Here is a 21,579-nt window from a genome sequence, read left to right on the forward strand (position 1 = left end):
ATGTTCGATCTGCTGCTCACTGGCGGACTCGTCGTCACGCCCGCCGGCGCCGAACGCCTCGACCTCGCCATCAAGGACGGCAAGATCGCAGCGCTCGCCCTCGCCGGCACCACTCCACTCGACTCCGCCGCCCGCGTCATCGACGTCACAGGCAAGCTCGTCGTCCCGGGCGGGGTCGACCCTCATGTGCACACCAACTCGGTGCTGCCCACCGCCGCCGAGAGCGGCATCAAGTGCTTCGGCGCCGACCGGGTCAGCGAAGGAGCGATCTACGGTGGCACCACCACACTCGTCGACTTCGCCCACTGGCAGCCGGGCGACGATCTGGAGGATTCCTTCCAGCGCAAGGCCGCGGAGTGGAACGGCCAGACCTACACCGACTTCGCGCTGCACGGCACATTCAAAGAGCCCGAGGTGCCCTTCGAGGTGCTCGAGCAGATTCCGGATGCGGTCGCGAACGGCCACGGCAGCTACAAGGTGTGGATGACCAACACGACTCCCACGCGTCCGCACCAGAAGACCGACCTCGGCACCATGTGGGGAATCATGGAGCAGACCGCCGCGGCCGGCGCCATGCTCGCCGTGCACGCCGAAGACGATGACATCGTCATGTACTCCTACAAGCGGCTGAAGCGTGCGGGCACGATCGGCATCGATCACATGCACCACGCGCACAACGTGCTCTCCGAACGACTCTCGTTCCAGCGTGCGATCACGCTGGCCCGGCACGTCGGAGCGGCCATCTATCTCATGCACGTCAGCGCCAACGACGGCATCCGCGCGATCCGCGACGCCCGCGGCGAGGGCGCGCCGATCTACGGCGAGATCCTTCCGCACTACGCCTACTTCTCCGCCGAGAACTACCGCGAGCCGCACGGCGCGATCTACCACACCTACCCGTCTCTGAAGGATGCCGACGACCGCGACGACATGTGGCCCGCGCTCATCGACGGCACGCTCAGCACGTTGGCAACCGACGGAGTGTGCACCGACTTCGACGTGAAGACCCGCGGCAACACGATCTACGACGCCACCGGCGGCCACGCCGGCGTCGAGATGCGCATGGCGGTCGCGTACACCGAGGGTGTCGCCGACCGCGGCTTGGAGCTCACGCGCTTCGTCGACCTGACCTCGGCGAACGCGGCCAAGATCCTCGGCCTGTACCCGCGCAAGGGGGCCATCGCCGTCGGCAGCGACGCCGATCTCGCCGTGCTCGACACCAACGTCGACCGTCGTGTCACGGCCGCCGACTTGCACGAGGCGGACTACTCGCCCTGGGAGGGGTACCGCGCCCGGGCGTGGAACACGCTGACGATCCTGCGCGGTGAGGTCATGGTCGAGGACGGCACCCTGCTGCTCGGACCGCGCGGAGAACTGCAGAAGCAGCGCGTCTCCTCCGACGTGCTGAACCGCCCGGCCTGCTGATCGGTGCAGCCATGAGCGCACCCGCAGCACCGCGCTCGGTGCGCATGCTCGTCGTGTGCCTCATGGCCTCGATGTTGGTGGTCTCGTTCAACCAGACGGTGCTCAACACCGCGCTGCCCACGATCGTGGCGGAGCTCGGCGGTCTTGATCGCATCGGCTGGATCTCGGCAGCGTTCGTATTGACCACGGCGCTGACGATGCCCCTGGCCGGAGCCCTCGCTGACGTCGTCGATCGGCGGGGGCTCCTTCTGGGCGCGAGCGCGATCTTCGCCGCCGGCACGCTGCTCGGCGGCCTCGCCTGGAATCTCGATGCGCTCATCATCGCCCGACTCATCCAGGGCGCGGGCGGCGGGGCGGTCATGGTGCTGACGCAGACGATCATGGCGGCCTCCGTACCCGCTCGCGAGCGTGCCAAGTACGCGGGCGCCTTCGGGTCGGTCTGGGCGATCGCGACGACGAGCGGTGTGCTCATCGGTGGATGGCTCACCGACGGTCCCGGCTGGCGCTGGCTGTTCTGGGGCACTCTTCCGCTCGTCGTCGTCGCGATGCTGCTCAGCCTCCGCTTCATCCCCCGCGATGCGCCCTCCACGCAGCGGCTCGCACCCGACCTCGCCGGCATGATGCTCCTGTGCATCGCGACGACGGCACTCGTGACCGCGACGTCAGGCTCGCTCTCGCCCGAGTGGTCCTGGATGACCGCGGCGATCGGCATCGGCGCGATCCTCGCCCTGGTCTTCGCCGAACGCCGCGCGGAGCAGCCGGTTCTTCCCGGGGTGCTCTTCCGCAGCCGGACGTTCGTGCTCGCCACGGTTGCCGGCATGCTGTGCAGCGGCGTCTCCTCCTTCGTGGTCCTGGCGTATCTGCCCACGTTCGCGCAGATGGTTCTCGGGCTCTCCGCCTTCCAGGCCGGAACACTCCTGCTGCCGATGATCGTCGCGACCGTCGCGGCATCCACTCTCACCGGCTTCGCCGTGACCCGCACCGGCCGCTACATCCTCATCCCCGCCGTCGGCGCAGGTGTCGTCGGTGTCGGCCTGATCCTCCTCGGCACGCTCACCGCCGACTCCACTCCCCTGCAGCTCGCGCTCTCTGCGGCTCTGCTCGGCGCGGGCATCGGCACGAACGTGCTGCTGCTCACCCTGCTCGCGCAGAACGCGATCCCCGCGCGCAACATCGGCGTCGCGACCGCCGCCAACAACTTCGTCCGCCAGGCGGGCGCGACCATGGGCATCTCGCTCATCGGTGTGGCGATCGCTGCACGGCTCAGCACTGCGATGACCGACGCACTGCAGGCGCGGGCGCTGAGCGCCCCCGACGGCCTGTCGTTCGCCGCGATCGCTCCGGAAGACCTGGCGGCACTCTCCGCCCCGTATCGAGACGCCATCGCCGAGGCGTATGCGGTGGCGATCCCTCCCCTGTTCCTGTTCCTCGCCCCGCTGGCATTCCTGGCGATGATCATGATCATCGCGTTGGAGCGGCGCCCGCTCGCCGACGGCCATGACTGAGACTCGCAGCCAGCCGCCGTGCGGCGCGCCACTCGCTATGCTGGATGTGTCCGGCTGCCACGGCACCGGTGCCCGAAAAAGGGGCACGAAGCCCTCCGCGCAGAGAAGCGCGAGGCGAGACACATACGGAATCCCGCTGTTCTCCGTTCTGTCTTGAAAGGCTTCGCCATGCCCTCCGTGTCCGCACACGTCGCTCTCACCCTCGCCCGTCACATCGATGCCGTCTTCGGCGTCATGGGCAACGGAAACGCCTACTTCCTCGATGCGATCGAGAAGCAGACGGATGCCACGTTCACGGCCGTCCGCCATGAGCAGGGTGCCGTCGTCGCCGCGGATGCACACTTCCGTGCCTCGGGGCGCATCGCTGCCGCGACCTCCACCTACGGCGCAGGCTTCACCAACACGCTCACCGCTCTGGCAGAGGCTGTGCAGGCGCACGTTCCCCTGGTGCTCGTCGTCGGCGACGAGCCGACCTCGGGCCCGCGTCCGTGGGACGTCGATCAGATCGCGATCGCCTCTGCCGTCGGCGCGCGCACCTATACGGCCGGGCGGACGGATGCTGCCGCAACGACGATCATCGCGATCGAGCACGCCCTCACGTATCGCGTGCCCGTCGTACTCGCGATCCCCTATGACGTCGCCTCTCTCGATGCGGGTCCTGTCCCGGAGGCTCCGGCTCCCCGTGTTCCCGCCCCGCTCGCGCCGAAGGGTGAGTACGCCGAAGGCATGATCGACGTGATCGCCGAGGCGCTGCGCGGGGCGAAGCGCCCCTTCCTGCTGGCCGGGCGAGGAGCCTGGCTCGCGGGAGCCGGCGCAGCGCTCGGTGACCTGGCCGCCGCGACAGGGGCGCTGACCGCCTCGACGGCGCTCGGCCGAGGAATCTTCCCCGAGACCGGCTTCGATCTGGGAGTCACCGGTGGCTTCGGCGCCGAGGGCGCGATGGAGCTCGTCCGTGAGGCCGACGTCGCCGTCGTGTTCGGTGCAAGCCTCAACCAGTTCACGATGCGCTTCGGCGCACTGTTCGCGCCGGGCACCCGGGTGTTCCAGATCGACACGGCACCCGCAGCCACGCACGCGCACGTGGGCGGATTCGTGCGGGGCGACGCCCGCCTCGTGGCCGAGGCCCTCGTCGCGCGGCTCGGCTCCGCCGGCGGCTCCGGATGGCGCGAGAGCGTCGACATCGACGCCGCCCGCAGCTACGAGACCGGCAACGACCTCGCTCCCGACGGTCGCCTCGACCCGCGTTCGGCCGCCCGCCGGATCGCCGAGCTGCTGCCGGAGGATCGCGTCGTCGTCTCGGACGGCGGCCACTTCATCGGCTGGGCGAACATGTACTGGCCGGTCGCCTCGCCGGACCGGATGATGATGGTCGGCACGGCCTTCCAGTCGATCGGGCAGGGGTGGCCGAGCATCGTGGGCGCAGCCCTTGCCCGCCGCGAGTCGACGGTCGTGCTCACGAGCGGCGACGGCGGCGGACTCATGGCCATCGCCGACCTCGAATCCGCCGTGCGCGCTGCCGCCGGTCGCGGCATCGCCGTCGTCTGGAACGACGCCGCCTACGGCGCGGAGATCAACCTGTACGGGCTGAAGGGTCTCGCCGAGGGACCGATGCGCATTCCGGAGGTGGACTTCGCTGCATTCGGTGCGGCTGTCGGCGCCGAGGGCGTCGTCGTGCGCACGCTCGCCGACCTCGACCGTCTCGCCGCCTGGACGCGGGAAGATCCCGCGACTCGCCGCTTCCTCGTGCTCGACCTCCGCATCTCCGGAGACGTCATCGCTCCGTACCAGGAGGAGATCATCCGCATCAACAGCTGATGTGGGACGGACGGCGGGACGATCGCCCCGATGGACGCGGTGTCAACGTTCACACCGCCTCCGTGCGGGCGATCTCCCGCCATCCGTGCCTGGTCCTGATGCCCGAAGTCGGCGCGCCGCATCCGTTAGGCTCCTCGCCATGGTGGATGCTCCCGAGATCCTGCGCTACAGCGCGTTCGCTGCGACGCCCGAGGGCGGCAACCCGGCGGGTGTCGTGCTCGATGCGCGCGGGCTCAGCGAGCAGGACATGCTCCGGATCGCCGCAGAGGTCGGCTACTCGGAGACGGCGTTCGTGATGGGCCAGGCGGCGGATGCGGCGGTGCCGCGGTATCGCGTGCGGTACTGGTCTCCCGCGGCGGAGGTGCCGTTCTGCGGTCACGCGACGGTCGCGACCGCCGTGGCGCTGGCCGAGCGCGTGGGCGCAGGACCGCTGATCTTCGACACGAACGCCGGGCCCGTCGCGCTCGACACCGCAGAGCAGGATGGGTCCGTCGAGGTGTCGTTCACGAGCGTCGAGCCCGAGGTCCGCGAGATCGACGGCGTCGTGCTCGATCAGCTGCTGCAGACACTCTCGCTCACGCGGAGTGACCTGGACCCGCGGTTTCCGCCGCGCGAGGCCTTCGCGGGCAACTGGCATCCTGTTCTCGTCCTCGCCGATCGCGAGCTGTTCCACCAGTTCCGGTTCCCGCCGGCGGAGGTGGCGGCCCTCATGCGCGCGCAGGGCTGGCTCGGCACCGTGACCGTGCTGCACGCCACCGGGGCCGCGGAGTTCATGGCCCGCAACCTCTTCCCGGTCGGGCGCATCACGGAAGACCCGGCGACGGGCTCCGCCGCCGCCTCCGTCGGCGCATACCTGCGGGAGCTCGCCTATCCGGAGCAGTCGGTGCGGATCCATCAGGGCGCGCACGTCGGACGGCCCAGCCTGCTGGCCGTGGAGATTCCCGCCACGGGCGGGATCACCGTGTCCGGCGGCGCGACCCGCCTCTGACGTCTGCCCCCGGGTTCAGCTCATCGCCGAGTAGTCGGGCAGCTCCTGGAGCGTCCAGGTGTTGCCATCCGGGTCGTCGAAGGTGACGAATCGTCCCCAGGCCTGATCGTCGACGCCCTCTGCCTCCACGCCGAGCCCCCGCAGGTGCGCAAGCGCCTCATCGGCGTCCGGCACCACGACCTGGATCGTGTTCTGCGATCCCGGCTCCATGTCGAGGCCGAGCCCCGTGCCGAAGGCGATCGAGCACGCCGAGCCGGGCGGCGTCATCTGCACGAAGCGCAGCCCGTCCATCGGGGTCTGATCATGGTCGGCGTTGAAGCCGATCTTGACGTAGAAGTCCTTCGCTCGGTCGACATCTGTGACCGGCACGAAGATGAGTTCGATCTTCCAGTCCATCGCGCACCCTTTCGGTTGGGGAACCCCCACGAGGCAAAAGAGTACGTCGCGACCTGACTCAGATCCACCCCTTGTCCTGCGCGATGCGGACGGCCTGCGCACGGTTCGCCGCGCCGGTCTTGCCGATCGCTGCGGAGAGGAGATTGCGCACCGTGCCCGCCGAGAGGAACACCTCCGCGGCGACAGCACTGGCCGCGCGCCCATCGGCGGCCAATCGGAGCACCTGTCGTTCACGATCGCTGAGCGGATTCATCCCCTCGAAGAGACTCTCCTCCGCCAGCGCCGGGTCGACGACCCGCAGTCCGGCATGCACGCGCCGCACCGCCTCCGCGAGCTGCTCCGCAGGGGTGTCCTTCACGACGAAGCCGCTGGCTCCGGCGTCCAGCGCCGCCCGCAGATACCCCGGTCGCGCAAACGTCGTGACGATGAGCACGCGGGTTGAGGGATGCGCCGCACGCACGCGCCTGGTCGCGTCGATGCCGTCCATGTCGGGCATCTGGATGTCCATGAGGCACACGTCCGGCTGCAGCGCCGCCACCATCTCGACCGCCTGAACACCGTCGGCCGCGACACCTGCGACCTCGAGGTCATCCTCCAGCGCGAGCAGCGCCGCCAGCGCGCCGCGCACCAACGCCTGATCGTCGGCGATCACGAGGCGGATCGGGGCGGGCGTCGCCTCCGGCATCCGGCTCACCATGTCAGCTCCACCCGGGTGCCCGCGTCACGGCCCGGGGTGATCACAAAGCCCGCACCGGCCGCCGCTGCACGCTCCCGCATTCCGGCGACGCCGCTGCCGCGCCCCGTGTATCCATCCATCCCCCGCCCATCTGCTCCGCGCCCGTCGTCTTCGATCACCAGCATCCCCGGCTCGATCGTGATCGTCGCTGCCGTCGCCTTCGCATGTCGCAGCACGTTGGTCACCGCCTCGCGCAGGATCCAGCTCGCCGTGAGCGCCTGCGCCGGCGACAGTGCGCTCGTCTCCCCCACGACGCGCAGGGTGACCCCCGCCGCGCGCAGCGCATCGTGCGCCGCGGCGACCTGCTCGACCAGGGTTGTCGCCCGCACTCCCGAGACGGTGGCGCGCACGCCCGCGATCGCCTCCGCCGTGAGCGCTTCGATGTCGGCGAGCTCGGCCTTCGCCCGCTCCGGGTCTGCGTCGATCAGCCGTCGCGCGAGCTGTGCCTTGAGCTGCACCACGGTCAGGGAGTGCCCGATCAGGTCGTGCACGTCCCGCGCCACCGCCTCGCGCCCTTCGCTGGTCGCCAGCTCCAGCCCGAGTGCCTCAGCCTCCGCCGAGCGGATGATCAGCCAGGTCGACACGGTGTTCACGACGCCCAGCAGAACCACGATCGCGAGCACGCCCGAGTACGCGAATCCGCCGGGGATCAGCAGCACGCACACCGCCGCAACCGCAACCGCCGTGATGGTCGTGATCCAGTGCGCGAGGCGCGTCAGCCCGTACGAGGCAAACGACATGATGAACGGCAGAAAGCTCAGGCTGCTCGCCCCTGCGGCCGGCGCGCAGGCGATCGCGCAGAAGATCAGTACGGCGAAGATCACCCACTGCCCGCGCGCGGGTGTGGCACCGATCCCCCCACCCGCACGCAGGCCGCGAATGAAGCCGACGACGTAGAGCACCGCGAAGGCGACGAGCGCGACCCACCCGACGACGATCCATCCGAGCGCCGCTTCCGAGCGCACGAGAGCGATCAGCGGGTAAATCAGGAACACCATCCATACGACGGCCATGAGCCATCCGTAGCGCTCCCAGACGTTCTTCGCTTCGGCGGGCGGGGTCATACGTCCAACCTACTTACTGGCGTCGCCGCGAGCGCTTCACGCCGGCGAACACGAGCAGGGCGAAGAGCACCACCCACACCACGACGCTCAGCAGCACTGCCCACAGCGGGTCAGTCTGGCCTGTCGTCAGGACGCCATCCGTGAGGGGCCACCGACTCAGCGCAACGAACCCGTAGAGCGGGCTGAACCGGGCGATGTCGAGCATGATCCCGTCGAGCGGCATGAACACGTTGCCGAAGAACGCGAAGAAGGTCATCGAGATCGAGGCGAGCGCGGCGGCGGAATCGGCGTTGAAGAAGAGTCCGACGCCGAGCCCGAACAGGCCGTACATCAGCCCGAGCCCGAGAATGATGCCCGCGGATGCCGCCCACCGCCAGAGGTCGTCTGCCTGGGCTCCGGTGAGTGCGCCGGTGACGAAGACGGCCACCAGCGCGAGTGCCGCGAAGGACACCGCCGTGATGAGCTTCGTCGCGGCGTACCCCGCGGTGCTCAGCGGGGTCATCGCGAGCTGACGGCCCCAGCCCTGTTTGGATTCCGCGGCAGCCAGCGACGTCAGCGAGCTCATCGCGACCGCCGTGCCGTAGGCCGCCATCGAGACCATGACGTAGAAGGAGACGTTGCCGTGACCGGCGGATTGGCTGCCGTACGCGGCACTCGCCCCGAAGAGCACGTACATGACCACCGGCATCGCCAGCGTGAAGGCGAGTGTGTAGGGGTTGCGCAGCTGGCGGACGCCCTCGATGCGCAGCATCGTCGCAGAGATCGACATGATTCAGTCCTCCGTCAGCGCCGTGAAGGCGGTCTCGAGTGTGGGTGCGGCGATCTCCAGATCGCGGGCTCCGGATGCCAGCAGCAGGGCCGCGATCGCATCCGAGTCCGTGGTGCGCAGGGTGAGCCGGTCCGCATCCACCCGCATGTCGGCGATGTCCTCGCGCCCGCGCAGCGTTGCGACAAGGTCGTCGGATGTCGCGCTCGGCAGCGTCGCCCCGACGGTTCGCGCGCCCAAGCCGGCGCGCAGCTCCGCGGTCGGCGCGTCCGCGACGACCTGTCCTCGGTGCATCACGACGGTGCGTCGGGCGAACTGCTCGGCTTCTTCCAGGTAGTGCGTCGCGAAGATGATGGTGCGGCCCGCATCCGCATCCGCGCGCATGACGTCCCAGAAGCGGCGCCGCGCCGTCACATCCATGCCCGCGGTCGGCTCGTCGAGGATGAGGATGTCGGGGTCCGCGGCGAGAGCCAGTGCGAACTTCACACGCTGCTGCTCCCCGCCGGAGCACTTCGCGACGCGACGACGAGCAAGGTGCGTGAGGTCGGCGCGGGCCATGACATCGGGTACACGCGCCAGGGCGTCACGTCCGTAGAGCGAGGCGATCAGTTCGACCGTCTCGCGCACGGTGAGGTCGGACAGCAGTCCTCCGGTCTGCAGCACGGCCGCGATCGAACCGGCCTTCGCCGCACGCTGCGGTGTTCCGCCGAGCACCTGGACGATGCCGTCGCTGGGGTCCGTGAGCCCGAGCAGCATGTCGAGCGTCGTCGTCTTTCCTGCGCCGTTCGGGCCGAGCAACGCGACGATCTCACCCTGGTGGATCGTGAGGTCGACCTTGTCGACGGCCTGCACCCGATGGGATCCGGTGCCGTAGTGGCGACGCACGCCGCGCAGTTCCACGACCGCCGGGGCGCTCGTGGTCCGCGTCGGCTGCGGCCGGAGAGGGGATGTTGTGGTCATGCTTCCAGCGTGGCCACAAGCGCGGGCGGATGCTGTGGGCCGGTGTCACGCGTTCGACATGACACGTGTCATCTCAGGCGGGAAGCAGCGCTCCCGCGAAGAAGGCGGCGAGTCCCTCGGGGTCCGTCAGCGGCAGAACCGCGGCGACGTACTGGTCCGGACGCACGACGACGACGACGCCGTCGCGCGAGAGCTCGCGCTCGGCGAAGATGTCCGAGGCCACCCATGCCGACGGTGCGGCCGCGTAGACCTTCTCCCAGTCGGTGAGCTCCAACGGCCCGGTCTTCGGCAGGAAGAGCTCCGGCACCGCGGTGATCTCGAACTCGTCATAGCGCTGCTGGTAGATCGCCTTCACGTCGAAGATCGCGTCGATGTCAGCATCCGCGGGAGTGAAGCGCCCGACCGTCTCGGTGAATGCCTTCGCCCAGGATGCCAGCGCCTCCCCGCTCCTGTCTGCGAAGGCGTAGACGCGCCAGCGTCCGTCCGCACGGGCGTGGTGTCCGAGGTGCACGGCGTTGCCGTCGCAGACCCGGGTGACCTCGACCGACTTGAAGCGCTTGCCGAGCGGGAAGCCCGCTGCGAGCTGCTGCGCCGAGTCGGCCGCCACGATCATCGAGTCGCCGTACTGCGTCATGAAGCCGGAGGGGAATTCGGCGGTGCCGAGGTAGAAGGTCGCGAGCTCGGTCGGGTCGGAGATCTCCTCCGGCTTGCGCGCCATGAGCGTGGACCACTCGCGGTCGAAGTCGATGAGCTGCTGCGCGACCGGGTGGCGCTCTTCGGAGTACGTCGACAGCAGCGTCTCGGGGCTGCGGCCCGTGAGGACGTAGCCGAGCTTCCATCCGAGATTGAAACCGTCCTGCATCGAGACATTCATGCCCTGTCCGGCCTTCGCGCTGTGCGTGTGGCAGGCGTCGCCCGTGAGGAAGACGCGAGGCGCGCGGTCATCGCCCGGCTCCGAGTCGTCGAAGCCATCGGTCACGCGGTGCCCGACCTCGTAGACGCTGTGCCAGGCGACTTCCTTCACGTCGAGCGTGTAGGGATGCAGGATGTCGTTCGCCTTCTGGATGACCGCCTCGAGCGGGGTGTGTCGCACCGTGCGGTTGTCGTCCTCCGGCACCTCGCCGAGATCGACATACACGCGGCTGAGGTAGCCGCCCTCACGCGGAATGTGCAGGATGTTGCCCGCCTCGGCGTTGATCGCGCACTTCGTGCGCCAGTCGGGGAAGTCGGTGTTGACGAGCACATCCATGACGCCCCAGGCGTGAGCGGCCATGGCGCCCACGTGCGTGCGGCCGATGGACCTGCGCACGCCGCTGCGCGCGCCGTCGCAGCCGACGACGTACTTGGCGCGGACGGTGCGCTCTTCGCCGGCACGGTCACCCGCCACGTAGCGCACCTGCACCTCGACGGGGTACTCGCCATCGTCGTGCACCGTCAGGTCGACGAACTCGATGCCGTAGTCGGGTGCGATGCGGCCCGGTCCGTGCACGGCTGCCTCGGCGAAGTAGTCGAGGACGCGGGCCTGGTTCACGATCAGGTGCGGGAACTCGCTGATCTTGAGGCCGTAGTCCTCCGTGCGCGCTGTGCGGATGATCTCGGCCGGCTTCTCGGGGTTCGGACCCCAGAAGTTCATCCAGCCGATGTTGTACGCCTCGGCGACGATGCGCTCGGCGAATCCGAAAGCCTGGAAGGTCTCGACACTGCGCGGCTGGATCCCGTCGGCCTGTCCAAGCACGAGGCGTCCTTCGCGACGCTCGATGATGCGGGTGCTGACGTGCGGGAACTGCGACATCTGTGCGGCGAGCAGCATGCCGGCAGGGCCGGATCCGACGATCAGCACGTCCATCTCATCGGGAAGCTCCGGCGAACGTTCGATGCCGAGGCCGGCCGCGTCCTGCACGCGGGGGTCTGCGGATACGTAGCCGTGGTGGTGGAACTGCATCGTCGCTTCCTTCCTCAGACCTCTCCGTCTGAGTCGTCGTGTCACGGGTGTTGCGTGAAGACCTTGCGTGTTCTATATTCGAACACGCAGTTCTACTATTGAACGATAGTACCGGATGGCGGGACGACGCGGCAAGATCGCCCTGCGCATCCGCGTCGCCGAAGGAGCACCGTGGCCACGCCAGCCCCCGCATCACAGACCCTCAGCCGCGGGATCCGCATCCTCGAGATCCTCGCCGAAGCGCATGCCGCACTCACGATCGATGAGATCGCGGTACGACTCGACGTGCACCGCTCGGTCGCCTACCGCCTTCTGCGCACCCTTGAGGACCACCGCCTGGTCGCCCGTGACGCCGCCGGACTGGTCTCGCTCGGGCCACGCATGGCAGCGCTTGCCGCCGGCGTCGCTCACGATCTCCAGTCCGAAGCCCTCCCCGAGCTGACCGCCGTGGCGAACGAGCTCGGCATGACCTGCTTCCTCGCCGTTCTCGACGGCGACGAGTGCATCACGCTCGCCAGCGTCGAGCCCCGTCACGCCGTCGCGAGTGTCGCACAGCGCCCCGGAGCGCGGCACTCGGTGACCGTCGGAGCACCGGGCAAGGCGATCCTCGCCCAGCTCCCCTCGCCGCAGTGGCCCGCCGAGACCGCGCCGCGCACGATCGACGACGTGGCACAGGTGCGCACACAGGGCTTCGCCACGAGCCACGACGAGGTGATTCCCACCGTGCGCTCGGTCGCGGTCCCGCTTGCTCTGCGCGGACAGCGCCCCGCCGCGATCGCCGTGGTGCATGTGGCATCCGCACACGACGATCGCGAGATCGCCGAGCGTCTTCGACGGTCAGCCCAGGCGATCGCCGCCTCCCTCGGCAGCTGATACCGGTCCGATAACAAGCCCTCATCGCGTCCGCTCTCCGCGCTAACGTGGACTGATTGCAAGATTGCACTCCGTCCATAGTTAGGTTGCGCATGACCTCGTCCACTCCCCGCCGCCGCGTCACGATCGCTGCGGCCGCCGTCGCCGCGGTTCTCACGACGCTGTCCCTCGCGGGGTGCACGTTCGGACCCAATGAGCAGCCCGAGGCCGCCCAGCAGAGGATCGACTTCCCGAACGTGTATGCGCAGGAGATCGCCTGGGGCGAGTGCGATGAGAGCTTCGGGATGCCCGAGCCGTTCGCCCAGATGCTCGCTGACCGGGGCGCCCCGGTCGAGAGCTTCCAGTGCGCCATGATCGACGTGCCGCTCGACTGGAACGACCCGAGCCGCGACGAGACGGTGAAGCTCGCGATCTCCCACCTGCCCTCCCCCTCCGGCGACGCGAAGGAGGCGCTGTTCAGCAACCCCGGCGGCCCCGGCCAGAGCGGACTGAGCCACGCGTTCACCCTGACCGCCTCCGAGGGTTTCACCGACGTCTACGCCGCCTATGACCTCATCGGAATCGACCCGCGCGGCGTCGGATTGAGCACGCCGGTGGCGTGCGAGTCCGTCAGCAGCATCCGGAGCGTCAATCTCGCCACCTGCGCCGACGCCAACCCCATCGCGCACTCGATGGGCACCTCTCAGGCCGCCCGCGACATGGAGCTCGTGCGCGCGCTGATCGATGCGGAGCGCTTCAACTATCTGGGCTACTCCTACGGCACCGTCCTGGGCGCGACCTACTCGACGCTCTTCCCCGAGCAGGTCGGACGGATGCTTCTCGACGGCGCCATCGACAGCGGGTGGAGCTCCCTCACGGGCAACTTCGACCAGGCCATGGCGATCGTGGGGGCCCTGTCTCAGCTCCTCAGCGACTGCGGAACACTCTACGAGCAGACGTCGTGCCCGATCGCCGATCCTGACGCGCTGAACACCGTCAAGAATCAGCTCGATGACGCACCGCTGGTGGCCTCCGACGGCACGCCCGTACCGGGAGAGATGTTCCTGCACTACCTGATCTCCGGGCTCTACCAGGCGGATGGCGGGCGAGAGATCGTCCTTGATGTCAGCAGCCGGGCACTCGCCGGCGAGCAGATGGCGATCGACTTCCTCGCCGAGCAGATGGCGGGCGGCGGCGCGAAGGTCAACCTGTCCGGAACTTTCGTCAAGTGCCACTCCTTCCCCGCTGACCCCGACATCCCCGGTTTCCTCGCGCACATCGAGGACGCAGAGATCCCGGCACTGCTCAACGGCCCGGGTGTCAACGACGCGGTGCTGCGCGAGCACGTCGACCTCTCCTGCTTCGCTCTCGCGGAGAGCGGCGATGACATCACCGACAGCTTCACCGGACCAGCCGGCGACCCCGTCCTGGTCATCGGCATCACCGGCGACCACGCGACCCCGTATGCCCGCAGCGAGAGCCTGGTGCGACAGCTCGGAAACGCCCATCTGCTGACGCTGCAGGGCAATGGGCACGGCGCCTCCTTCCAGGGACGCTCGACGTGCGCCGACGACGCCGCGACGGCCTATCTGCTCACCGGCGCATTGCCTCCCGACGACCTCATCTGCACCGACGACTGAGGTCCCCGCACTCCGGATGAGTTCCGACATGCCTCGTCCGAAATCCGCCAGTCTCGCGTCCACCAGGGCGCGAGACTGAGTGCGGAGCATACGTGGCGCTCCACATGTGGAAGGAGCCCCGGTGACCCGTTCGGACACTGCACAGCCCCCGCGCAGGCGCATCCTCGTGCAGTTCGTGCTGCTGGCTCTCACGTGGGGCTCGAGCTTCCTGTTCATCGCGATCGCCCTGACGGCGCTCTCACCGGCCCAGGTCGTCCTGGGAAGACTCATGATCGGGGCGGTCACTCTGGGACTGATCTGCCTGGTCACCCGACGACGACTGCCCGCGTTCGGAGTCGTATGGGCCCACTTCTTCGTCGTCAGCCTGCTGCTCTGCGTGATCCCGTTCCTTCTGTTCGCCAGCGCGCAACAGGAGATCTCATCCGGGCTCGCCAGCATCTACAACGCGACCACCCCGCTGATGACCGTGTTGATCGCCTGGGTCGCGCTCCGCTCCGAGCGGCTCACCAGGACCACACTGATCGGCGTCGCGCTCGGCTTCCTGGGCGTGCTCGTCGTACTGGGCCCGTGGAACGGACTCGGCACAGGGACGCTGCTGGCGCAGGTCTCCTGTCTCGGCGCCACAGCCAGCTACGGCGCCGCCTTCGTGTACCTGCGCAGATTCATCTCCCCCCGCGGCATCGACCCGATCGCGGCAGCCACGATGCAGGTGGGCCTCGGCGCGGTCGTCATGGTGGCACTGGCACCGTTCATCGCCCTGTCCCCGGTGTCGCTCACAGTTCCGGCCGTCGCCGCGCTCATCGCACTGGGTGCGCTCGGAACAGGTGTCGCCTACGCGTGGAACACCAGCATCGTCGACGCGTGGGGTGCGACGAACGCATCCACCGTCACCTACCTCGCCCCCGTCGTCGGCGTGACCCTGGGCGTCCTCATCCTCGCCGAGCACGTGGAGTGGCACCAGCCGCTCGGTGCGCTGATCGTCATCGCTGGCATTGCGATCTCCCACGGACGGCTCCGTCTGCCGACACGACGAGGCGCCACCCCCGATCGAATTCGCATGGGCGAATGATGACCGGGAATGGCGCCTCGATACGACGGGCTCAGGCCTTGGCGAGCCCGTAGATCGGGCTGACCGACTGCTCGGCCTCATGGTCGGGACCGAGCGGGATGCCCGAGCGGTCGCGCAGCAGCAGCGTCGCAATCAGGCCGAGCACGGTCATGCCCGCCAGATACCAGGTGACCGCCTCGGTCGAGCCGGTGGCCTGCACGATGGCCGTGGCGATCGTCGGAGCGAACGCACCGCCCGCGATGGCGCCGATCGCATACGAGATCGAGACGCCGGAGAAGCGGATGCTGGCCGGGAAGAGCTCGGTGTACAGCGCCGCCTGCGGGCCGTATGTGAATCCGAGACCGATCGTGAGGATCGCGAGGCCCGCGAACAGCAGCCCGACATCGCCCGTGTTGACCAGCGGGAAGAGCGTGAACACACCGACCAGCTGCATGATCCACCCCGCGATGTAGGTGTTGCGTCGCCCGATGCGGTCGCAGACCCAGCCCGCGACGAGTGTCGAGATCAGCCAGGTGACCGCCGATCCGGTCACTGCCCAGAGCACCGGGCCGCGCTCCATCGCCAGCGCCCCTTCGGGGTTCGTGGCGTAGCCCTGGATATAGCCGCCCGTGGTCATGTAGCCGACCGCGTTGTTTCCGGCGAAGACGAAGGCCGCGATGATGACGAGCAGCAGGTGCTTCTTGAAGAGCTGCACGATCGGCATCTTGGCCTCTTCCTTGCGCTCTGCGAGCTCAGCGAAGACGGGGCTCTCCTCGACCTTGCGGCGCACGTAGTAGCCGACGAGGATCAGCACGACACTCAGCAGGAACGGCACACGCCAGCCCCAGATGAGGAACTGGTCGCCCGGAGCGATCGCGGTCATGATCGCCATGACGCCCGAGGCGAGGAGCAGACCCAGCGGAACGCCGATCTGCGGCGAGGCGCCGAAGATGCCGCGCTTCTTCTTGGGGGCGTGTTCAACGGCCATGAGCACAGCGCCGCCCCACTCACCGCCGGCCGAGATGCCCTGCAGGATGCGCAGCAGCACGAGCAGGATCGGGGCCGTGATGCCGATGGCCTCGTAGGTGGGCAGCACGCCGATGAGGGCGGTGGCCGCACCCATCAGGATGAGCGTCCACATGAGCACGACCTTGCGGCCGAGCTTGTCGCCGAAGTGCCCGGCGAGGAAGGCGCCGAGCGGGCGGAACAGGAAGCTCACACCCACCGTCGCGAAGGCGATCAGTGCACTGTTCGCGCCGAGCGGTGCGAAGAAGAGCTGACCGAAGACCAGGCCGACGGCCGTGGCATAGATGAAGAAGTCGTACCACTCGACAGTGGTTCCGACAACAGTGGCAAAGACGACGCGGCGGCGATCTTTCGTCGCTGCGATGGTGCCTGTGGGCGTGAACCCGGGATCTGACTGCCCGCTCATGGGGTGTCTCCTTACGTGTGACTTCGTCGTCGTCACGGCGTGCTGTTTGCTTGCCGAGGGGTGACACGATGATATATGATTTCGAATACGACGCACAACAGGCGTCTGCACGGCAGAAATCTGCACTCAGCGCGAGGAGGCGCCCCGTGACGGAATCGACCAGTCGACCCGGCAAGATCATCGCGATCCATCTGAACTACCCATCGCGCGCCGATCAGCGCGGCCGCCGCCCCGCAGCCCCCTCCTACTTCTTCAAGCCGTCCAGCTCTCTCGCCCCCTCGGGGGGCACGGTCGAGCGCCCCGCTGGCACCGAGCTCCTCGCTTTCGAGGGCGAGGTCGCCCTGATCATCGGCACGAGGGCTCGCTGGGTCAGCGTCGACGACGCCTGGAGCCACGTGGCATCCGTCACGGCGTCCAACGACCTCGGCCTCTACGACCTGCGCGCCAACGACAAGGGATCCAACGTGCGCAACAAGGGCGGCGACGGCTACACCCCGCTCGGCCCCGAGCTCATCGACGCACGCACGGTCGATCCGACGGGTCTCCGCGTGCGCGCCTGGGTCAACGGCGAACTGCGACAGGACGACACCACGGCTGACCTGCTCTTCCCGTTCCCGCAGCTCATCGCCGACCTCTCGCAGCACCTCACCCTGGAGCCCGGCGACATCATCCTCACCGGCACGCCCGCCGGGTCGTCGGTCATCGTCCCGGGCGATGTGGTCGAGATCGAGGTGGATGCTCCGGATGCACCGGGTGCCCCGTCCTCCGGGCGTCTGCTCACGACCGTGACGCAGGGCGAGCGCGCCTTCGACCCCGCCGTCGGATCGATGCCCTCGGTCGACGATCTGCAGCGCGAAGAGGCCTGGGGCTCCCGGGAAGAAGCCGGTCTGCCGCCCGCGCCCGCGAAGTGGACCCTCTCCCCCGAGATCCGGGCTCAGCTCATGGAGGCTCCGACCGCAGGCCTGTCGGCCCAGCTGCGCAAGCGCGGGCACCACTCCTGCTTCATCGACGGTGTCTCGGCGAACATCGCCGGGACCAAGATCGTCGGCACCGCGAAGACGCTGCGCTTCGTGCCCTTCCGCGAAGATCTCTTCAAGAGCCACGGCGGCGGGTACAACGCGCAGAAGCGGGCGTTCGACGCCGTGGAAGAAGGCGAGATCATCGTGATCGAGGCCCGAGGGGATGCGAGCACCGGCACGCTCGGCGACATCCTCGCCCTGCGCGCCAAGGCGCGTGGCGCGGCAGGCGTCGTGAGTGACGGCGGCGTGCGCGACTTCGCGGCCGTCGCCGAGATCGGCCTTCCTGTCTTCTCTCAGGGGGCGCATCCCTCCGTTCTGGGACGCAAGCACGTGCCGTGGGACGTCGACGTCACGATCGCCTGCGGCGGCGCTGCCGTGCAGCCCGGTGACGTCATCGTCGGCGACAGCGACGGAGTCGTCGTGATCCCCCCGCACCTCGTCGAAGAGGTCGTCGCCGAGACGCTCGCCCAGGAGGAGGAAGACGCCTGGATCGCCCTGCAGGTCGAGGCGGGCAACCCCGTCGACGGACTGTTCCCGATGAACGCCGAGTGGCGCGCGAAGTACGACGCCCGCGACCAGGAGGCGTGACGCGCATGACGGGAAGCAAGTCCGAACAGGCGTACGTCTGGCTGCGCGCGCGCATCAGCGCTCGTGAATTCGGCCCCGGCTATCGCCTCGTCCTCGGCGCCATCGCCGACGAACTCGGCATGAGCGTCGTGCCCGTGCGCGAGGCCATCCGACGGCTGGAGGCAGAGGGACTCGTCACCTTCGAGCGCAATGTCGGAGCACGCGTCACCCTCGTCGACCAGAGCGAGTACGCGCACACGATGCAGACGCTCGGCATCGTCGAAGGCGCGGCGACGTCGCTGTCGGCACCCCTTCTCGACGAGGACACCCTCGCGCGGGCCGAGGCGATCAACGAGCGCATGAAGGCGCTGCTCGACCACTTCGACGCGCACATCTTCACCGACCTCAACCGCGAGTTCCACTCCGTGCTCTACGAGCCGTGCCCGAACCCGCACATCCTCGACCTCGTGCACCGCGGCTGGGCGCGCCTGTCCGGCATCCGCGACACGACCTTCGCCTACGTACCCGGTCGTGCTCAGCACTCCGTCGAAGAGCACACCCGCATCCTCGAACTCATCCGCGCGGGCGCAGAGCCGATCGAGATCGAGCTCGCCGCCCGCAACCACCGTTGGCGCACGATGGATGCCTTCCTCCACGCGCTGCACCCCACACCCACCGATTCCCGCAAGACAGAAGGACGATGATGACCGACTCGCGTATTCCCGCAGACCTGCCGGAGAAGATCCAGCACTACATCGACGGCGAGTTCGTCGATTCGGTCGACGGCGACACCTTCGAGGTGCTCGACCCGGTGACCAACAAGACCTACGTGCACGCCGCGGCGGGCAAGAAGGCCGACATCGAGCGCGCCGTCGAAGCGGCCAAGCGTGCGTTCGCCGAAGGCCCCTGGCCCCGGATGCTCCCGCGTGAGCGCTCGCGCGTGCTCCACCGCATCGCCGACATCGTCGAGTCGCGCGACGCCCGCCTCGCCGAGCTGGAGTCCTTCGACTCGGGCCTGCCGATCACGCAGGCACTGGGGCAGGCTCGCCGCGCCGCCGAGAACTTCCGCTTCTTCGCCGACCTCATCGTCGCGCAGGCCGACGACGCCTTCAAGGTTCCCGGCAAGCAGATGAACTACGTCAACCGCAAGCCGATCGGCGTCGCAGGTCTCATCACGCCTTGGAACACGCCCTTCATGCTCGAGTCGTGGAAGCTCGGCCCGGCCCTCGCGACCGGCAACACGGTCGTGCTGAAGCCCGCCGAGTTCACGCCGCTGTCTGCGTCCCTGTGGGCCGGCATCTTCGAGGAGGCAGGCCTGCCCAAGGGCGTCTTCAACCTCGTGAACGGCCTGGGTGAAGACGCGGGTGACGCCCTCGTGAAGCACCCCGACGTCCCGCTCATCTCCTTCACGGGTGAGAGCGGAACCGGCAAGCTCATCTTCAGCAACGCGGCCCCCTTCCTCAAGGGCCTCTCGATGGAGCTCGGCGGCAAGAGCCCGGCCGTCGTGTTCGCAGACGCCGACCTCGACGTCGCGATCGACGCGTGCATCTTCGGCGTCTTCTCCCTCAACGGCGAGCGCTGCACCGCAGGTTCCCGCATCATGGTCGAGCGCTCGATCTACGACGAGTTCGTCGAGCGCTACGCGGCGCAGGCGCAGCGCATCCGCGTCGGTCTCCCGAACGACCCCGCCACCGAGGTCGGCGCGCTCGTGCACCCCGAGCACTACGACAAGGTCATGAGCTACGTCGAGATCGGAAAGAGCGAAGGACGCCTCGTCGCCGGCGGCGGGCGCCCGGAGGGCTTCGACGAGGGCAACTTCGTCGCCCCGACCGTCTTCGCCGACGTCTCCCCCGACGCCCGCATCTTCCAGGAGGAGATCTTCGGCCCGGTCGTCGCGATCACGCCCTTCGACACCGAGGAGGAGGCGCTCGCGCTCGCGAACAACACCGCCTACGGTCTCGCCGCCTACGTGTGGACGAACGACCTGCGCCGCGGGCACAACTTCGCAGGTGCCATCGAGGCGGGCATGGTGTGGCTGAACAGCAACAACGTGCGCGACCTCCGCACCCCGTTCGGCGGCGTCAAGGCCTCGGGCCTCGGCCACGAGGGCGGCTACCGCTCGATCGACTTCTACACCGACCAGCAGAGCGTGCACATCACGCTCGGCGCACCCCACAACCCGACCTTCGGCAAGAACTGAGCAAGGACGCTGTCATGACGAACATGAAGGATCGCACCCTCACCTCCTCCGGCTTCTGGGTGAGCCAGGAGGCTCCGATCGAGTGTGAGAACCCAACCCCCACCCCGAAGGCTCCGGCACCGGACATCCTGCGCTGCGCGTACATGGAGCTGATCGTCACCGATCTCGCCGCATCCCGGCAGTTCTATGTCGACGTCCTCGGCCTGTACGTCACGGAGGAGGACGACGAGGCGATCTACCTCCGTTCGACCGAGGAGTTCATCCACCACAACCTCATCCTGCGCAAGGGTGAGCTCGCCGCCGTGCGTGCGTTCTCGTACCGCGTGCGCACGCCGGAGGACCTCGACAAGGCCGTGGCGTTCTTCACGGAGCTCGGCTGCGAGGTCCGTCGTGAGAAGGATGGCTTCGTCAAGGGCATCGGCGACTCGGTGCGTGTGATAGACCCACTCGGCTTCCCGTACGAGTTCTTCTACCAGTCCGAGCACGTCGAGCGGATGTCGTGGCGCTACGACCTGCACATCCCCGGTGAGCTCGTGCGTCTGGACCACTTCAACCAGATCACCCCCGATGTCCCGCGTGCCGTGAAGTACATGCAGGACCTGGGCTTCCGCGTCACGGAGGACATCCAGGACGAGGAGGGCACGGTCTACGCCGCGTGGATGCGCCGCAAGCCCACCGTGCACGATACCGCCATGACCGGCGGCGACGGCCCGCGCATGCACCACGTGTGCTTCGCGACGCACGAGAAGCACAACATCCTGGCGATCTGCGACAAGCTCGGCGCGCTCCGCCGCTCGGATGCGATCGAGCGCGGCCCCGGCCGCCACGGTGTCTCCAACGCGTTCTACCTGTACCTGCGCGACCCTGACGGCCACCGCGTCGAGATCTACACGCAGGACTACTACACCGGCGACCCCGACAACCCCGTGGTCACCTGGGACGTGCACGACAACCAGCGCCGCGACTGGTGGGGCAACCCGGTCGTTCCCTCCTGGTACACCGACGGCAGCCTGGTGCTCGACCTCGACGGCAACCCGCAGCCCGTCGTCGCGCGCACCGACTCCTCCGAGATGGCGGTGACGATCGGCGCCGACGGCTTCTCGTACACGCGCGCCGCCGACGACGAGGCCATGCCCGAATGGAAGCAGGGCGAGTACAAGCTGGGCCACCAGCTCTAACCCCCACCCCATCGAGTGGTCAGTTTCGGCACCATTTCGCTCGAGA

At 68.4% G+C, this 21,579-nt stretch carries 18 protein-coding genes; 11 read left to right on the forward strand and 7 right to left on the reverse strand.

Annotated elements, in window-relative coordinates:
- The 4 genes from JOD62_RS03225 to JOD62_RS03240 all read left to right on the forward strand — a co-directional run bounded on the left by JOD62_RS03225 (window position 1) and on the right by JOD62_RS03240 (window position 5,733).
- Window positions 1-1,425: a dihydroorotase gene (locus tag JOD62_RS03225; protein ID WP_204937882.1), complete on the forward strand. Its 1,425-nt coding sequence runs from the start codon at window positions 1-3 to the stop codon at window positions 1,423-1,425.
- Window positions 1,426-1,436: 11 nt separating this feature from the next.
- Entirely contained in the window at window positions 1,437-2,930 is a 1,494-nt protein-coding gene (locus JOD62_RS03230) for an MFS transporter (protein WP_204937883.1), read from the forward strand.
- A 168-nt stretch (window positions 2,931-3,098) separates the two neighbouring features.
- A complete protein-coding gene (locus JOD62_RS03235) occupies window positions 3,099-4,745 on the forward strand; it encodes a thiamine pyrophosphate-binding protein (RefSeq protein ID WP_204937884.1) in 1,647 nt (548 codons plus the stop codon).
- Between the two features lie 139 nt (window positions 4,746-4,884).
- A complete protein-coding gene (locus tag JOD62_RS03240) occupies window positions 4,885-5,733 on the forward strand; it encodes a PhzF family phenazine biosynthesis protein (RefSeq protein WP_204937885.1) in 849 nt (282 codons plus the stop codon).
- Between the two features lie 15 nt (window positions 5,734-5,748).
- Here the strand turns inward: JOD62_RS03240 and JOD62_RS03245 are convergent, their stop codons facing one another.
- The 6 genes from JOD62_RS03245 to JOD62_RS03270 form a co-directional block, all read right to left on the reverse strand.
- A complete protein-coding gene (locus JOD62_RS03245; protein ID WP_204937886.1) occupies window positions 5,749-6,129 on the reverse strand; it encodes a VOC family protein in 381 nt (126 codons plus the stop codon).
- A 58-nt stretch (window positions 6,130-6,187) separates the two neighbouring features.
- Window positions 6,188-6,826, reverse strand: coding sequence for a response regulator transcription factor (locus tag JOD62_RS03250; protein WP_239526530.1), 639 nt, complete (start codon window positions 6,824-6,826; stop codon window positions 6,188-6,190).
- The gene (locus JOD62_RS03255; protein WP_204937887.1) at window positions 6,820-7,929 is read right to left on the reverse strand and encodes a sensor histidine kinase; all 1,110 of its coding nucleotides are present in this window, start codon (window positions 7,927-7,929) and stop codon (window positions 6,820-6,822) included. Before JOD62_RS03255 ends, JOD62_RS03250 begins: the two co-directional genes overlap by 7 nt.
- 13 nt (window positions 7,930-7,942) lie before the next feature.
- Window positions 7,943-8,698: an ABC transporter permease gene (locus JOD62_RS03260; protein WP_204937888.1), complete on the reverse strand. Its 756-nt coding sequence runs from the start codon at window positions 8,696-8,698 to the stop codon at window positions 7,943-7,945.
- Between the two features lie 3 nt (window positions 8,699-8,701).
- Complete coding sequence (locus JOD62_RS03265) at window positions 8,702-9,655, reverse strand: ABC transporter ATP-binding protein (protein ID WP_204937889.1); 954 nt, start codon at window positions 9,653-9,655, stop codon at window positions 8,702-8,704.
- Between the two features lie 73 nt (window positions 9,656-9,728).
- Complete coding sequence (locus JOD62_RS03270) at window positions 9,729-11,597, reverse strand: FAD-dependent monooxygenase (RefSeq protein WP_204937890.1); 1,869 nt, start codon at window positions 11,595-11,597, stop codon at window positions 9,729-9,731.
- 171 nt (window positions 11,598-11,768) lie between these two features.
- On the opposite strand from JOD62_RS03270, the gene JOD62_RS03275 reads away from it, so the two are divergent.
- The 3 genes from JOD62_RS03275 to JOD62_RS03285 all read left to right on the forward strand — a co-directional run bounded on the left by JOD62_RS03275 (window position 11,769) and on the right by JOD62_RS03285 (window position 15,158).
- Window positions 11,769-12,470, forward strand: a complete 702-nt coding sequence (locus tag JOD62_RS03275; protein WP_204937891.1) for an IclR family transcriptional regulator — start codon at window positions 11,769-11,771, stop codon at window positions 12,468-12,470.
- A gap of 92 nt (window positions 12,471-12,562) precedes the next feature.
- Window positions 12,563-14,089, forward strand: coding sequence for an alpha/beta hydrolase (locus tag JOD62_RS03280; protein ID WP_204937892.1), 1,527 nt, complete (start codon window positions 12,563-12,565; stop codon window positions 14,087-14,089).
- A gap of 121 nt (window positions 14,090-14,210) precedes the next feature.
- Complete coding sequence (locus tag JOD62_RS03285; RefSeq protein WP_204937893.1) at window positions 14,211-15,158, forward strand: DMT family transporter; 948 nt, start codon at window positions 14,211-14,213, stop codon at window positions 15,156-15,158.
- 31 nt (window positions 15,159-15,189) lie between these two features.
- Here JOD62_RS03285 and JOD62_RS03290 read toward each other — a convergent pair whose 3' ends face one another.
- Complete coding sequence (locus tag JOD62_RS03290; RefSeq protein ID WP_204937894.1) at window positions 15,190-16,569, reverse strand: MFS transporter; 1,380 nt, start codon at window positions 16,567-16,569, stop codon at window positions 15,190-15,192.
- 146 nt (window positions 16,570-16,715) lie between these two features.
- Between JOD62_RS03290 and JOD62_RS03295 the strand changes: the two genes are divergently transcribed.
- The 4 genes from JOD62_RS03295 to hpaD are packed head-to-tail and all read left to right on the forward strand — an operon-like array spanning window position 16,716 to window position 21,533.
- Complete coding sequence (locus JOD62_RS03295) at window positions 16,716-18,176, forward strand: fumarylacetoacetate hydrolase family protein (protein WP_271171603.1); 1,461 nt, start codon at window positions 16,716-16,718, stop codon at window positions 18,174-18,176.
- A 5-nt stretch (window positions 18,177-18,181) separates the two neighbouring features.
- Window positions 18,182-18,859 carry a GntR family transcriptional regulator gene (locus tag JOD62_RS03300; protein ID WP_204937896.1) on the forward strand — a complete coding sequence of 226 codons (678 nt, stop codon included), beginning with the start codon at window positions 18,182-18,184 and terminating at the stop codon, window positions 18,857-18,859.
- Complete coding sequence (hpaE, locus tag JOD62_RS03305; protein WP_204937897.1) at window positions 18,859-20,355, forward strand: 5-carboxymethyl-2-hydroxymuconate semialdehyde dehydrogenase; 1,497 nt, start codon at window positions 18,859-18,861, stop codon at window positions 20,353-20,355. Before JOD62_RS03300 ends, hpaE begins: the two co-directional genes overlap by 1 nt.
- A gap of 14 nt (window positions 20,356-20,369) precedes the next feature.
- Window positions 20,370-21,533 (forward strand): 3,4-dihydroxyphenylacetate 2,3-dioxygenase, encoded by a 1,164-nt coding sequence (hpaD, locus tag JOD62_RS03310; RefSeq protein WP_204937898.1) that lies wholly within the window; start codon window positions 20,370-20,372, stop codon window positions 21,531-21,533.
- Window positions 21,534-21,579: the final 46 nt, after the last annotated feature.

It is taken from the genome of Microbacterium keratanolyticum (assembly GCF_016907255.1).
GTDB classification, from domain to species: domain Bacteria; phylum Actinomycetota; class Actinomycetes; order Actinomycetales; family Microbacteriaceae; genus Microbacterium; species Microbacterium keratanolyticum.

Excerpts from the sequence above, each read along its gene's own strand:
- JOD62_RS03225 (WP_204937882.1), top strand. The coding sequence starts at position 1 with ATGTTCGATCTGCTGCTCACTGGCGGACTCGTCGTCACGCCCGCCGGC.
- JOD62_RS03230 (WP_204937883.1), top strand. The coding sequence starts at position 1,437 with ATGAGCGCACCCGCAGCACCGCGCTCGGTGCGCATGCTCGTCGTGTGC.
- JOD62_RS03235 (WP_204937884.1), top strand. The coding sequence starts at position 3,099 with ATGCCCTCCGTGTCCGCACACGTCGCTCTCACCCTCGCCCGTCACATC.
- JOD62_RS03240 (WP_204937885.1), top strand. The coding sequence starts at position 4,885 with ATGGTGGATGCTCCCGAGATCCTGCGCTACAGCGCGTTCGCTGCGACG.
- JOD62_RS03245 (WP_204937886.1), bottom strand. The coding sequence starts at position 6,129 with ATGGACTGGAAGATCGAACTCATCTTCGTGCCGGTCACAGATGTCGAC.
- JOD62_RS03250 (WP_239526530.1), bottom strand. The coding sequence starts at position 6,826 with ATGGTGAGCCGGATGCCGGAGGCGACGCCCGCCCCGATCCGCCTCGTG.
- JOD62_RS03255 (WP_204937887.1), bottom strand. The coding sequence starts at position 7,929 with ATGACCCCGCCCGCCGAAGCGAAGAACGTCTGGGAGCGCTACGGATGG.
- JOD62_RS03260 (WP_204937888.1), bottom strand. The coding sequence starts at position 8,698 with ATGTCGATCTCTGCGACGATGCTGCGCATCGAGGGCGTCCGCCAGCTG.
- JOD62_RS03265 (WP_204937889.1), bottom strand. The coding sequence starts at position 9,655 with ATGACCACAACATCCCCTCTCCGGCCGCAGCCGACGCGGACCACGAGC.
- JOD62_RS03270 (WP_204937890.1), bottom strand. The coding sequence starts at position 11,597 with ATGCAGTTCCACCACCACGGCTACGTATCCGCAGACCCCCGCGTGCAG.
- JOD62_RS03280 (WP_204937892.1), top strand. The coding sequence starts at position 12,563 with ATGACCTCGTCCACTCCCCGCCGCCGCGTCACGATCGCTGCGGCCGCC.
- JOD62_RS03290 (WP_204937894.1), bottom strand. The coding sequence starts at position 16,569 with ATGAGCGGGCAGTCAGATCCCGGGTTCACGCCCACAGGCACCATCGCA.
- JOD62_RS03300 (WP_204937896.1), top strand. The coding sequence starts at position 18,182 with ATGACGGGAAGCAAGTCCGAACAGGCGTACGTCTGGCTGCGCGCGCGC.
- hpaE (WP_204937897.1), top strand. The coding sequence starts at position 18,859 with ATGACCGACTCGCGTATTCCCGCAGACCTGCCGGAGAAGATCCAGCAC.
- hpaD (WP_204937898.1), top strand. The coding sequence starts at position 20,370 with ATGACGAACATGAAGGATCGCACCCTCACCTCCTCCGGCTTCTGGGTG.